We start from the raw sequence: 13,112 nt of genomic DNA, 5'->3' as shown, positions 1-13,112 counted from the left end.
GATAAAAAAACCCGGATACATGCTCATCAGGATCACCTCTATGGTCACTTACCCGATGATTTTGGCATCGGATATGTTTTGTAAATTGCCTTTTTGCTTTGCTTCCCAGAGGAGAAACTTGTCCACTTCCTTCAGCAATTTAGGCAAAGTTAAGGAAAGTACAGCCAAATCATCCGCTATTCCCAGAACAGGCACCGCAATTTCCGGCAGCAGGTCGATAGGAGAGATGATATAGAGAATTCCGAGGATCGGCAGAATCATATCGATGGAGTTCACAGGATAAATTCCTTTTCTCCAGTACTTTATCATCCTGTAGATGTCGGGGATTTTCCTCATCAGGCCTTTGTGTTTGATGGCCTGTTTTGCAAGTTCTATTTTTGAATATTTCATTTTTGTGTTTGGTATGGAAATGTTTTTTGTTCGAGTCATTTCAATGTCCATACTTTATCAATTTACTTGCCAAAAGCTGCTCTACTTTATCCAGGTGTCTAAGGGGCAATCCTGTCGATAAACTGATGAACAGCATCTGTATTCCAGTCTTTGGAGGAGGTTTCCTTCAGCAGGATTCTTCCGTTTTTGTCCAGAATAAAAGTAGTCGGAAATACCTTAGGCAGAATTTTTCCGCTGATGGGGCTTTCCGCGAGATACACCGGTGCGGTATACCCTTTTTCTTCTACAAATTTACGGACATCTTCTTCCTTGTCCATCATCGCAATAAGCACGAAATCCATCTTGTCTTTCCGGGATTCGTAGAGGGCTTCAATGGTGGGCCATTCTTCCCGGCACGGCGCACACCAGGTTCCCCAAAAATTCAGGAATACCGTCTTCTTCCCTTTAAAATCTTTGAAATTGGCATCCGGAACATTAATGCCTTTCAGCACAATATCGTAGGCCGTATCTTCCACATGAACCGCTTCTTCAATGGCGGCGACGGGAAAAAAACGGTCTTTCAGGAAATCTTTGGCACCGGGAATTAAAAATATGGCTGCCAGCACACCCAGCAGGAGGAGGTAAATGATATTTTTTCTGAAGAACTTCATGGTTTTACATTAATTCTAATATTTCTGTTATGGCATCTTTGCCGCGGTTTTTTGCGTAATAGACTTGCAGGTCATTGTAAAACTCTTCTCTCGGATAGGCTTCAGGATCCGCCTTGAATTTTGCCAGAAGCTCCGTTCCGAAGGCCGGACGCGGTCCCCAATGGGCGATCAGTTCATAATTTTCATTCAGAAGAATCACGATAGGGATGGACTGGGTTCCGTTGGTGAGAAATTGGTCAATGAGGGAAGTATCCTCATCGCGAAGGAAGATGCGGACTTCGTTATGGCCTTCAAAAAATTGGCTGACTGCGGGTACTGTAGCACTCGCATCGCCGCACCAGGGTTCGGTAACGATAAGAATTTTTCCTTTGAAGTTTTTCTTCTTCAGGGTTTCCAGCTGCTCCTCTTCCTTTCTGAAGGTTTTCAGGGTGCGTTCCATCCGCTGCAACCCGAGGTCGTAGTATTCCTTCATTTCTTCATCAGCCTCATTTCTTGGATGGCTTACTCTTTCTTTGGCCACCTTCATATATTCGTCGAAGGTGATGGATTTCTCCCAATATGTTTTCATTGTATTACTGTGTTTTTAATTCTTTATCCTCATCCGACATGTTATCAGAAAGTTCTTAATTTGTTGATCAGCATCAAATCTGCCAGGACAAATGCGGCGAGATTTTCTACTATGGGTACTGCCCGGGGAACTACACAGGCGTCGTGCCGTCCTCTCCCTTCCAGCGTTACCGGTTGGCCGTCCCTATCTACGCTGGGCTGCGGCCGCAGCAGGGTGGCGACCGGCTTGAATGCGACCCGGAAATACACGTCCATTCCGTTGGAGATCCCGCCCTGTATGCCTCCTGAAAGGTTGGTTTTGGTGGTAAAATCAGGATTGAAAATATCGTTGTGTTCGGCTCCGGTCATTTTTGCACCGCAGAAACCGCTTCCGTATTCGAAGCCTTTTGCGGCATTGATGTTCATCATGGCTTTGGCCAGTTCGGCCTGTAATTTCCCGAACACGGGTTCTCCAATTCCGGCCGGAAGGTTTCTTACCACGCAGGTGATGGTTCCTCCAATGGTGTTGCCTTCTTTTTTTATTCTTTTTACTTCTGCTGTCATCCTGGCAGCGGTGTGAGGATCCGGACAACGGATTTCACTGTCGTCTGTTTTTGATAAGTCCAGCTTCTGATACGGTTTCTCACAAAATATTTCCCCTACAGAGGAAACATAGGCCTGAATCTGCACCTCAGGGATGAGCTGTTTCGCCAAAGCTCCTGCCGCTACCCAGTTGAGGGTTTCCCGGGCAGATGATCTTCCGCCACCACGGTAATCGCGGATGCCGTACTTCTGCTCGTAGGTGAAATCGGCATGGCTGGGACGGTAGGTGTCTGCGAGGTGCTGATAATCTTTGGGCTTCTGATCTTCATTTCTGATGTGAAAACCGATGGGGGTGCCAGTGGTTCTTCCTTCGAAAATTCCGGACAGAAAAGTAACGGTATCGCTTTCCTTTCTTTGGGTCACCAGAGAACTTTGTCCCGGTCTCCGGCGGTTCAGTTGGTGCTGAATGGCTTTGAAATCAATGGTCAGTCCGGCAGGGACATTCTGGATGATGCCACCATAGGCTTCACCGTGGCTCTCGCCGAAAGTAGATAAAGTCAGAAAATTTCCAAAACTGAACATAGGACAAAGATAAGCAATTTGCGGAATGGATTCATCGGTTAATTAGTTAATTGTTTTGAGAAGGTTATTTGGTTAATCGGTTAGTTGTTTAGTGGGAAAATTTGCAAATCAGCAAATTTGCGAATTTGCTTTTGGGTTAAGTGATTAATCGTTTAGATAGTTAGATGGTTAATCGGTTCGGGTGGCTGAGGCTCTCGAAACCAAAGTGGATTTTAGTTCTCACGGATTTCACGATTATAAAACGCAAAAAGGGAATGGTGAATATTGGTTTAATTGGTTAATCGGTTAGTTGTTTAATGGGCAAATTTGCAAATCAGCAAATTTGCGAATTTGCTTTTCGGTTAAGTGATTAATCGTTTATATGGTTAGTCGCCTCGGGTGGCTGAGGTACTCGAAGCCACAGCGGATATCTGTTTTGTTGTAATTTTGCTTATTCGCTTATTCGCTTATTCGCTTATTCGCTTATTTGCTTATTCACTTGCTAACTTATTCACTTAGTACGCTGGTTAATCGGTTTATTGTGTAGGGACTGGTATGATTGCTTGCTGATTGTCTTGAAAGGCGATGCACTCCAGAGGTTATTTGCAAATATGCAAGTAATTAAAAAAGTAAACACAAAAAGAAACATTAATTAAAAAATGAGAGAACAATACAAGAGATTTAATGGTGATTAAATGCTTGTAACAAGGGTTTTAAACTTGCACATGTACATATATAACATTACAGATCAGAAGATTGTGGATAAATATTTTGCAAAGTAATTTTGTAAATTGGAATCAAAAGTATATTTTTGTGATATTAAACTAAAAGAAATGGTATGAAAATAAGAATACTGAAGCCAAAAGAAAGTCATGCACCGGCGAAAATTACGGTGCACAAGACAGGGAAATTAGGATTCTCAAAAGGAGCGATGGAGCTTTTAAACCTGAATAAATACAAGTTTGCTAAATTCGGGTTTGATGAGAACGATCAGCTGGTGATACTGATGTTCAGCCAGGCGGACGATGAGACCTTTAATATAGCCAAGGCGGGAGCGTATTATTATATAAATGCTAAAAGCCTGCTGCAGGATTTGGATATTGATTATACTTCAGAAGACACCACTATTTTTGACATCAGGCGAATGGATGAAGAAAACCATTACCAACTGGTCAAGAGAGTGATCAAAAAATAAAAAAAAAAAAGAAGCCCTGCACCCTCGAAAAGTAATGGACTTCTTATTCACCAAGAGAGGAAGCGATGTCTGGAAGATACATCAACCTCCTGCTTTGTAAACGCGAAACTACAAAAAAGTTCATTTAGAAGCAGCCTTTTGCTTTAATTTAACACTTTTTTTTATGTTCCTGCCTTACAGAGTACGGCCCAATCTTCCATCCGAGTCCTGCCCGGAACGAGTAAGCAGGGGTTCAAATTCATAACATTTTAATGATGAATGAAAACGACAACATGGAGCAGATGCTTCTTGATCTTGCACAGACTTTAAAAGCATTATTGCAAAAGGTTGAGGAGGAAGATGAAGGGTTTTATGACAATGCGGATCTGAAAAGTATGCTGCATATCAGTGATAGAACACTTTATCGCTGGAGACAACAGGGTCTGGTAAGATATGCCAAGATGAACGGGAAGTTTTACTATCCCAAATCTACCCTCAGAAGCATCCGCAAAAGAATGAGAGGGAGAAGCTGATTTTTACTTTTTATTCTGAAGAAGAAGGCCGTTTCACAATTCGTGAAACGGCCTTACTTGTGGCATCCTGCGGGTTACTGAAGGGTAACCGCACCCAGATACACCGAATTGCAGGCGATGCCGCCGTCAGCAGCGTGAAGGAAGGCATACACCTGTACCTCTTTTCCTGCAAAGGCAGCAGGCATGCTGACCTGTTCAGTCATCGTGCTTCTGGTTGCCGGACCATCCGTGAGGTGAAACTCCTTCAGGTCTGAACAGTAACACACCGTGGAGAATACATCGTCTGCACTGGATTTCGCCTGATCCGAATTGTCCTCCCACGTAAACTCCAGAACATTGCCTGTACCGGGAGCCACTTCGGGGTTCATCAATCCGGTTAGTTCTCCTTTGGTCACCTGCACCTTGTTGAAAATAATCTGAGGTACATCCCCCGTCATTTCCATCGCTTCCCGTATCATCTGTGATACCGAAAGGTTCAGGCGCGACCTGGCTCCTGAGTTGCTGCCAAAATAGGCATTCTGCACTTCTTTCAGCGGCGTAAGAAAACCTACCGCTGCTGAAAATTTAACCCTCTGCTCCAGCTGCTTTGCAGTTGGAGCTTTCCTGGACGCTCTGGGGCGGCTTTTGATAATGTCCTTGCCGCGCCAATTGGTTCCTACTACGGTACCTACGGTACCACTGAATCCTCCCAGGATTCCTTTTTTAATCTCTGCCATTGCAAAAAGTGTTTAAAATGAGTTACAAACATACGCACGCAAATCCATGTAAACAAGCTTGTAGAGCGGGTTGACGTCATTTTACCGGGTAATGCCCGAAGAGGTCCTGTAACTGTCCGAATACTGTCCGGTAGTGAAAAAGAACACGGGTAACAGAAAAGTGGTTTTGTTCGGATGTTGTTCGGGTCGTGTTCGGTAAACCTTCGGTAAAACCCCCATTTTACCGAACACGATCCGAAGGAGACCCGAACCGTACCCGAACAAAAGGAAGAAGGAAAAGAGATTTTTCTTATAAAAAAAACAAGTTTTTGTTTGCGAAAACAGGCGTCGAGCGTTGCAGGCTTTTTTGAAAACGTTTAAAAGTTTGACGATTGGTTGAGCAAATGACAAGACGTTTATCGATGAGCGATACGGAACTTTTCTGAAAATATAGAAGGCGTTATCGAGCACGGTTATTATCATTTGGAGCAGATATCGCTGATGAGGAAGATGATGGATGGAGTGTGAGAAGCTGATTTGCAAAATCTACTCTAATTAATTGTCAGTTAATGAACCATACTCAATAAATATTGGATTACTTCATAAGCGATTGTGGTTATATTAGTGACAATTACTATATTTGAATGTTGGGCAATACAAAAAATGGCAGACATTTTCAGGTGTTTTCCGACGCATTATTTATAAGTAATTCCTTGTCAGAAATAAGCTTAATTTCAAGCTGTTGAACAGAAAAAAATAATTAGAGAAGATAATAATGACATACAATTTCATAGACTTATTTGCAGGAGCAGGAGGACTTTCAGAAGGATTTATCCAAGCTGGTTTTGAGCCTATTGCTCACGTTGAAATTGAAAATTCTGCATGTAATACTCTGAGAACAAGAGCAGCTTACCATTACTTAAAAGCTACCAACAACTATAAAATTTACATTTCTTATCTTAAAGGAGAAATAACTCGTGAGCAATTATATTTAAGTGTGCCAAAAGACATTTTGGACTCTGTTATTAACCTTCCAATTGGAGATGAGCACAATGAAACTATACACCAGCAAATAAAGAAAAGCCTAGGAAAAAGAAAGGTTGATTTAATTATTGGTGGTCCTCCGTGCCAAGCATATTCATTAGTTGGACGCTCACGGTCCAAAACCAAAATGGTAGGTGACCCAAGAAATTACCTCTTTATTCAATATGCTAAATACTTAGAAAGATATAAGCCTAATATGTTTGTTTTTGAAAATGTTTTGGGATTAAAGTCTGCTAAAGGTGGACACTATCTCGAAGAGATGGAAAAGATTTTTAACAAAAAAGGCTATCAAATAAAACTGCATACGCTTGAAGCAAAAAACTTTGGAGTATTGCAAAACAGAAAACGAATTATCATACTAGGTTGGCAAAAAAACAAAAAGATTAGTATACCAAATCTGGAAGAAATTGCAATTGAAAATAATTATTTAGTTAAAGATTTGTTGGAAGATTTGCCTGTGATAAAAGCTGGTGAAGGTGTAGACAGATTTTTAAAATACAAAACTAAAGCAACGGAATACTTAAAATCTCACGCTTTACGGAATGGTATTGATATTTTAACCCAACATATTGCAAGACCACATAGAGAGCAAGATAAAGAAATATACAGAATTGCTGTACAGAAATGGGATAAAAAGCAAGAACGATTAAACTACAATGATTTACCAGAAAGATTAAAGACCCATCAAAATCGCACTTCATTTTTTGACAGATTTAAGGTGGTTGCTTCTGACTTACCCTACTCGCAAACAGTAGTCGCCCATATTGCCAAAGATGGACATTACTATATTCACCCTGATATTAAGCAAAATAGATCAATCAGCGTAAGAGAAGCAGCACGACTACAATCTTTTCCAGATGACTATTATTTTGAAGGAGAAAAGGAAGGAGCTAATAGAACAGCTGCTTTTAAACAAATTGGGAATGCAGTACCACCTTTAATGGCAAAAAAAATAGCTGAAGAATTGTTTAAAGTTTTGAAGAATGAAAAATAAAGAACAAGCTATTGTTGTCTCTTACTATTTGTCACGTTTCAATGATGATGCTGTTAATAATTTAGGATACAAAACTTGGAAAGATGCTTTTGATGATTTATCTGACAAGCTTCAAATTAACAAACATACTATAAAAAATTGGAGAGATGAGTTTGATCCATTTCACGGACATAGAGCAGGTTGGCATCAGAGACAACCAAGAAAAACAATTTCAAATATTATTTCCCAATTTGAGCAGTTGGAGGAATTTGATATAAGACAAATAGCAGTGGAAATTATAAATGGGAATAAGATTGATTTGCCTGAAATAGATAACTCAGAAAATGAAGTCATTACTAATCCGATTTTTATACTAAGAGGTCCAACAGGAAAAAAAGCTGAACAGTTTTTTATTGAATATCATAGATTAAATAATTTGCCTGTTGCAGGCGAGTTAATTGATTCGCGAGATTTAGGATGTGGATATGATTTTGAAATCAAATCTAAATCATATCAACATTTCATTGAAGTTAAAGGACTGGCTAGTAATATAGGCGGACTTCTCTTTACAAATAAAGAATGGGAAACTGCAAAACGAGAAAGGTCACGATATACAGTTTGTATTGTGTCAAACATTAATGATTCTCCTGAAATTTCCTTCATAAATGACCCATTTTCAAAATTAAATCCCAAAAAGAATATAATCCAAACAGTCCAAGTGCAGTGGAGTGTTTCAAATAACGAATTACAAGGAATAAATGATTGACTACACCAACATACCATCCACTTCCGCAGAACCAGAGGCAAGCTCAATGATTGAAACCTTTCGAGCGATTGGTTATTCTATTGAAACTGCAATCGCTGATATTATTGATAATTCGATTACTGCTGGAGCGAAAAATATATGGATTGATTACGATTGGAAAGGTTCAAACACAACATTGTCTATTTTAGATGATGGCACTGGGATGAATAATGAACAACTCATTCAAGCTATGCGTCCTGGAAGCAAAAATCCATTAGATGAAAGAAATCGAGATGATTTAGGTCGTTTTGGTTTAGGATTAAAAACTGCTTCATTTTCGCAATCAAGAAAATTTACTGTTTTCTCTAAAGCTAAGGGTTACAAGCCTGTATTTTGGACTTGGGATTTGGACTTTGTCAATCAAGAAAAAGTATGGAAATTAATTAGATACATTCCTAACGTAGAAAACTGGACTAAGAAAATAGAAACTGTTGAGACAGGCACTTGTGTAATTTGGTGGGATTTGGATAGACTTACAAAAGATACTTCAGAAGATAATGAAGAAGCAAAAAGTAAGTTTTTTGGAATAATGGATTCTGTAAAATCTCACTTATCTATGGTTTTTCATAGGTATATGGACGAAGGTTTAAAAATCTATTTACGTGAGAGGGAAATAAAATCTTGGGATCCATTTATGATTGGAATAGATAATTTACAAAGCAAACCCGAAACAAGATTAGAAGGTGGTTCAATAAAGATTAAAGGTTTTGTGCTTCCACACCGGTCGAAACTTTCAGCAGAACAATATAATTATGGAAAAGGTCCAAAAGATAGTTGGACAGCTCATCAAGGTTTCTATGTTTATAGAAATCGCAGATTGTTAGTTGCTGGCGATTGGCTTGGTCTTTTTAAAAAAGAGGGACATTATGACCTTTGTAGAATTCAAATTGACTTACCAAATAATTTTGATGATGACTGGCAAATTGACATCAAGAAATCTATCGCTAGACCTCCTTCAATTTACCGTGAACAAATTCTTGCACTAACAAAAGATGTTAGAAATCAAGCTGTAGAGGTTTATAGACACAAGGGCAAGGTGCTTAAAAGAAAATTGGCATCGGATGAATATTTTCCGTTTTGGGAAGAAAGAGCCAGACACGGTAAAAGATTCTATAAAATAAATCGGAATCACCCGCTTTTAAATGAATTACTTTCTAAATCAGGCGATTTAAAAAAAGAAATTGAAAAAGTAATTCAGTTCATTGAGGAAACAATACCTGTGCCTTTAATCGCGCTTCAAGAAAGCGAAAATGAAAAACCACACGGGCAACCATTTGAAGGAATAGACCACAACGCAATTAAGGAAACAATGCAAAAACTTTTTAACGGATTTGTAGCAAGTGGACTTTCTGTTGAAAAAGCAAAAGCACGAATTCTTAACACTGAACCTTTTAATTTTTATCCCGAATACATAGAATTTATAACCGAATGAGCAACATAGATCCAATAAAAATAATTAGGCAACTACTTTTCGGAAAGTCTTCCGTTACTGTTCAGGAAGTGGAAACGGCAGTTGATACTTTTATGAAAATGAACCTCCCAATTCCTGATTCAAGAGAAATGTTAATCAGAAAAGTTGAGGAGCTTTTTACCATCCGTCAAGATGAATTCAGGTCGATAGAAAAAGCAGATGAAAATTTACCTTGGTTAAGTGAAAAAAGAGCTAAAATTGATTTTGCAAATGGTTTTTGGGGTAATTATAAGCAGCACCTTGAAGAAGAAAAAAACTTTGCTCCAGATGTTATTAACAAACTCGATAGGCTCACGGATAGTATTCTAGATAATTTATTTGACCCAACAGAAAAAATAAAAGTAAACAAAAAAGGTCTTGTAGTTGGTCAAGTACAATCAGGAAAAACTGCAAATTATACAGGTCTAATTTGCAAAGCAGCTGATGCCGGTTTTGGGTTAATTATAGTGCTGGCAGGAATACATAATAATTTAAGAAGCCAAACCCAGCTTAGAATTGACGAAAGTTTTTTAGGTTTTGACACAAAACATAAACGTGCATTAATAACGAAGAATATTAGAATTGGAGTAGGTCAACCAAGTTACTCAAATAAAAATGTGGCCCATTCCCTTACTTCAAGTGAAGAAAATGGGGATTTTAAACAGGCTGTAGCAAATTCCCTAGGTTTAAATTTTGATACTTCGGATACCTTAATAGCAGTAATGAAGAAGAATCCAAGTCCATTGAGACATTTGTATGGATGGCTATCAGCAAACGCCAAAGAAGATTCTGATTTGAGAAAGGCCATTCGCGAAAAAGCAATTTTGGTTATTGATGACGAAGCCGATAACGCCTCAATCAATACCAATAAAAAAGAACGAGAACCAACAAGAATAAATGGGCAAATACGAGATATTCTTAATCTATTTAATAAAAGTGCTTATGTTGGCTACACAGCTACACCTTTTGCCAATATTTTCATTCCGCTGGATGACCAAAATTTATTTCCTAGAAACTTCATAAAAAATATTCCAGCTCCTTCAAACTATATTGGACCCGAAAAAGTATTCGGATTCAGTCCATTAGAGGAAGACGAGGCTTCAAATACTGTTTTGCCAATTGTAAACAGAATAAATGATTACAGTGGATTTGTTCCGGACAGACATAAAAAAGATGACCAACTACCTTCATCATTACCAGAGTCCTTGAAAAGGGCTATTCGTTGTTTTATCATCACTTGTGCGATTAGAAGATTAAGAGGGCAAACAGCAGTTCATAATTCAATGTTAATCCACGTTTCCAGATTCCAACGGTGGCAAGATTTTATTACTGATTTAATTTCTAACCAATTAGTCGACTACAGAAATCGAATAGATCAAAATGATAAGACAACATTAGAACTGTTCAGAAATACTTTTGAAACAGATTTAAATGGATATAAATCTTATGTTTCCATTTCAGAACAAATTCTCAACTCACCTTTAAAAGAAATTGATTCACAAATTACTGTGCATAAATGGAGTGATGTACTAGAGCATTTAAATGACGCTGTTCAACGAATAAAAGTAAAAGCTATTCACGGTGGGTCTGGTGAAGCACTTGACTATTATGACCACAAAGACGGACTTTCAGTAATTGCAGTTGGGGGAAACAAGCTATCCAGAGGTTTGACTTTAGAAGGACTTTCCGTTAGCTACTATTTAAGAGCATCAAGAATGTATGATACACTTATGCAAATGGGGCGTTGGTTTGGTTATAGGGGTGGTTATGTTGACTTATGCAGACTTTTTACAAGTAGAGAATTGAATGAGTGGTTCTGCCATATAACACAAGCCTCTGAGGAGCTAAGAGAAGAGTTTGACTATATGTCGGATATTGCAGGTTCAACGCCAGAACAATATGCTTTAAGAGTGAGAACTCACCCTGGTGTTCTTCAAATTTCTGCAACGAACAAAATGCGTTCAGCAACTACGGTTCAAATATCTTGGGCAGGTAGATTGGTCGAATCTTACGAGTTTAAAAAAGATATTTCGACTATAGACAACAACCTTAGTAACACTCAAAAATTTATATCAGGGTTACCAGCTAATTTTGTTTCTAAACCAAATGCTTTTGTTTGGTATGATATCCCAGCTGAACAAGTCATCAACTTTTTTGAGGGAATTCAATCCGTGGAAAACCTTAAAAAAGCAGAACCTAGGAAAATAATTCAGTTCATTACTACTCAATTGCGAAATGGAGAACTAACCGATTGGAGAGTCGCCCTAATGACTAAGCCAAACGCCAAAAACACCTCTTATTTTGTTGTTAGTGGTAATACTGTTTCAATCGGTCAATGGAAAAGGACAGAAGATGATAAGAATTCTAGCGAACAACTTTACTATTTAAGAAAGTCTCATATAATAAGTCCATCTGACGAATTTATTGATTTTACGGATGCTGAGAAATCACGAGCGATGGAATTGACCAATCTTCATAGAAAAAAAGAAGGTGAAGCAATGTATCCAAATGGACAAATAGTTAGAAATGAATTAAGAGACCCAAGAAGGCCATTATTAATAATCTATTTACTTGACCCAGAAGAAAGTCTTGAAAAATATCCCCTGCCAAAAGGAACCAGCCCTTTTGTAGGCTATGCAATAAGTTTCCCAAAAAGTAATTTTAACGCACCAGTATCTTACGCTGTAAATGAGGAGTTACTCGACAGATTTGATGTGGTTGAAGAAGAATTCGAAGAATATGGAGATGACGAAGATTGAAAATATTTGGATTGGATTAGAGAGTGAGACTTCCAATCATTCAGGCTTACTTTATAAGAGGTATTCGGCAGAAGTACTGCCGGATGTTTTTATCGCATTAAAAGCTCCAGAAAAATTACGGTGCATAGCATTTAAAATAAGTGCTACATTCCCATTTGATGAAAACCAATGGAATAAACTCAAAGACATCAAGATTGAAACGCTACTAGATGAAAGAGATAAATCGAAGAAATTTTTACTAATTCTCTTACTAAACAAACAGCACAAAGATATTTTCTCTACGCTTTGCGAAGATTTGATATTCGGAGTATCAGACGTGTCAACAGAACAAACCTTGGTAGAAAAACTATTGGAGCGGTTGGCTAAATGGCAGTCTTTGTTTGAAAAAGTTGGTAAAAAAGGTTTATCAGACGAAGCACAAAGGGGGCTTTACGGTGAAATTTATTTTTTACGATTTTTCTTGACTAATAATTCTGATAAAAACTATTGTATTAAATCTTGGCTTGGCCCAGAAAAGTCTATTCAAGATTTTCAATACTCAAACTGGGCAGTTGAAGTAAAAACTACACACGGTAACAATCATCAAAAAATTCATATCACGAGTGAAAGACAGTTAGACGATTCCATCATTGAAAAAATATTTTTATTTCATCTTTCGCTAGATGTAAGAGTGGGAAACGGTGAATCATTGAATATACTAATTGACGAAGTTTCGGAATTATTGAATGATAACACAATGGCTTCCAACCTATTTAAGCTGAAATTATTGGAATCTGGATATTATGATATTCACAAACCTCTTTATGATGAGAGAGGTTACACTCTTCGTCAAGAAAATATATACCGAGTTACGGGTAATTTCCCAAGGATAACTGAAAATCAAATCCCTATAGGTGTTGGAGATGTGAGATATTCTATTGTCCTTTCTGAATCAGAGGAATGGAGAATTAACCACCAAACTCTTTTGGGAGAAATACAATAACATTTTT

Annotated in this window: 12 protein-coding genes; 7 read left to right on the top strand and 5 right to left on the bottom strand. The window is 38.3% G+C overall.

Annotation, left to right across the window (positions count from 1 at the left end):
- Positions 1-48: 48 nt before the first annotated feature.
- The 4 genes from DQ356_RS02390 to aroC form a co-directional block, all read right to left on the bottom strand.
- Positions 49-390 carry a YkvA family protein gene (locus DQ356_RS02390; RefSeq protein ID WP_114303136.1) on the bottom strand — a complete coding sequence of 114 codons (342 nt, stop codon included), beginning with the start codon at positions 388-390 and terminating at the stop codon, positions 49-51.
- A gap of 98 nt (positions 391-488) precedes the next feature.
- Complete coding sequence (locus tag DQ356_RS02385) at positions 489-1,040, bottom strand: TlpA family protein disulfide reductase (protein ID WP_114302878.1); 552 nt, start codon at positions 1,038-1,040, stop codon at positions 489-491.
- A gap of 4 nt (positions 1,041-1,044) precedes the next feature.
- Positions 1,045-1,608, bottom strand: coding sequence for a thioredoxin family protein (locus DQ356_RS02380; RefSeq protein ID WP_114302877.1), 564 nt, complete (start codon positions 1,606-1,608; stop codon positions 1,045-1,047).
- Between the two features lie 44 nt (positions 1,609-1,652).
- On the bottom strand, positions 1,653-2,711 hold the full coding sequence (gene aroC / locus DQ356_RS02375) for a chorismate synthase (protein ID WP_114302876.1): 1,059 nt from the start codon (positions 2,709-2,711) through the stop codon (positions 1,653-1,655).
- A gap of 817 nt (positions 2,712-3,528) precedes the next feature.
- Between aroC and DQ356_RS02370 the strand changes: the two genes are divergently transcribed.
- Positions 3,529-3,885, top strand: a complete 357-nt coding sequence (locus tag DQ356_RS02370; RefSeq protein WP_114302875.1) for a hypothetical protein — start codon at positions 3,529-3,531, stop codon at positions 3,883-3,885.
- A gap of 251 nt (positions 3,886-4,136) precedes the next feature.
- Positions 4,137-4,397 (top strand): helix-turn-helix domain-containing protein, encoded by a 261-nt coding sequence (locus DQ356_RS02365; protein WP_114302874.1) that lies wholly within the window; start codon positions 4,137-4,139, stop codon positions 4,395-4,397.
- A gap of 74 nt (positions 4,398-4,471) precedes the next feature.
- On the opposite strand, the gene DQ356_RS02360 is transcribed toward DQ356_RS02365, so the two are convergent.
- The gene (locus DQ356_RS02360; RefSeq protein WP_114302873.1) at positions 4,472-5,113 is read right to left on the bottom strand and encodes a DUF6266 family protein; all 642 of its coding nucleotides are present in this window, start codon (positions 5,111-5,113) and stop codon (positions 4,472-4,474) included.
- 754 nt (positions 5,114-5,867) lie between these two features.
- Between DQ356_RS02360 and DQ356_RS02355 the strand changes: the two genes are divergently transcribed.
- Genes DQ356_RS02355 through DQ356_RS02335 form a run of 5 tightly spaced genes read left to right on the top strand, consistent with a single transcriptional unit; the run spans position 5,868 to position 13,105 of the window.
- Positions 5,868-7,130, top strand: coding sequence for a DNA cytosine methyltransferase (locus tag DQ356_RS02355; protein WP_114302872.1), 1,263 nt, complete (start codon positions 5,868-5,870; stop codon positions 7,128-7,130).
- Positions 7,120-7,875 carry a DUF3883 domain-containing protein gene (locus DQ356_RS02350; RefSeq protein ID WP_114302871.1) on the top strand — a complete coding sequence of 252 codons (756 nt, stop codon included), beginning with the start codon at positions 7,120-7,122 and terminating at the stop codon, positions 7,873-7,875. The genes DQ356_RS02355 and DQ356_RS02350 overlap by 11 nt, the downstream gene beginning before the upstream one ends.
- Positions 7,868-9,346, top strand: coding sequence for an ATP-binding protein (locus tag DQ356_RS02345; RefSeq protein WP_114302870.1), 1,479 nt, complete (start codon positions 7,868-7,870; stop codon positions 9,344-9,346). The genes DQ356_RS02350 and DQ356_RS02345 overlap by 8 nt, the downstream gene beginning before the upstream one ends.
- Positions 9,343-12,123 (top strand): Z1 domain-containing protein, encoded by a 2,781-nt coding sequence (locus DQ356_RS02340; RefSeq protein ID WP_114302869.1) that lies wholly within the window; start codon positions 9,343-9,345, stop codon positions 12,121-12,123. The genes DQ356_RS02345 and DQ356_RS02340 overlap by 4 nt, the downstream gene beginning before the upstream one ends.
- Complete coding sequence (locus tag DQ356_RS02335) at positions 12,110-13,105, top strand: PD-(D/E)XK motif protein (RefSeq protein WP_166413039.1); 996 nt, start codon at positions 12,110-12,112, stop codon at positions 13,103-13,105. Before DQ356_RS02340 ends, DQ356_RS02335 begins: the two co-directional genes overlap by 14 nt.
- The last annotated feature ends 7 nt before the right edge of the window (positions 13,106-13,112 follow it).

The sequence above is a fragment of the Chryseobacterium lacus genome (genome assembly GCF_003336205.1).
Lineage (GTDB): Bacteria > Bacteroidota > Bacteroidia > Flavobacteriales > Weeksellaceae > Chryseobacterium_A > Chryseobacterium_A lacus.
The sequence above is the reverse complement of the archived record's forward strand: the minus strand, read 5'-3'. Positions and strand labels throughout refer to the sequence as shown.

Excerpts from the sequence above, each read along its gene's own strand:
- DQ356_RS02355 (WP_114302872.1), top strand. The coding sequence starts at position 5,868 with ATGACATACAATTTCATAGACTTATTTGCAGGAGCAGGAGGACTTTCA.
- DQ356_RS02350 (WP_114302871.1), top strand. The coding sequence starts at position 7,120 with ATGAAAAATAAAGAACAAGCTATTGTTGTCTCTTACTATTTGTCACGT.
- DQ356_RS02370 (WP_114302875.1), top strand. The coding sequence starts at position 3,529 with ATGAAAATAAGAATACTGAAGCCAAAAGAAAGTCATGCACCGGCGAAA.
- DQ356_RS02335 (WP_166413039.1), top strand. The coding sequence starts at position 12,110 with ATGACGAAGATTGAAAATATTTGGATTGGATTAGAGAGTGAGACTTCC.
- DQ356_RS02360 (WP_114302873.1), bottom strand. The coding sequence starts at position 5,113 with ATGGCAGAGATTAAAAAAGGAATCCTGGGAGGATTCAGTGGTACCGTA.
- aroC (WP_114302876.1), bottom strand. The coding sequence starts at position 2,711 with ATGTTCAGTTTTGGAAATTTTCTGACTTTATCTACTTTCGGCGAGAGC.
- DQ356_RS02340 (WP_114302869.1), top strand. The coding sequence starts at position 9,343 with ATGAGCAACATAGATCCAATAAAAATAATTAGGCAACTACTTTTCGGA.
- DQ356_RS02365 (WP_114302874.1), top strand. The coding sequence starts at position 4,137 with ATGATGAATGAAAACGACAACATGGAGCAGATGCTTCTTGATCTTGCA.
- DQ356_RS02380 (WP_114302877.1), bottom strand. The coding sequence starts at position 1,608 with ATGAAAACATATTGGGAGAAATCCATCACCTTCGACGAATATATGAAG.
- DQ356_RS02385 (WP_114302878.1), bottom strand. The coding sequence starts at position 1,040 with ATGAAGTTCTTCAGAAAAAATATCATTTACCTCCTCCTGCTGGGTGTG.
- DQ356_RS02390 (WP_114303136.1), bottom strand. The coding sequence starts at position 390 with ATGAAATATTCAAAAATAGAACTTGCAAAACAGGCCATCAAACACAAA.
- DQ356_RS02345 (WP_114302870.1), top strand. The coding sequence starts at position 7,868 with ATGATTGACTACACCAACATACCATCCACTTCCGCAGAACCAGAGGCA.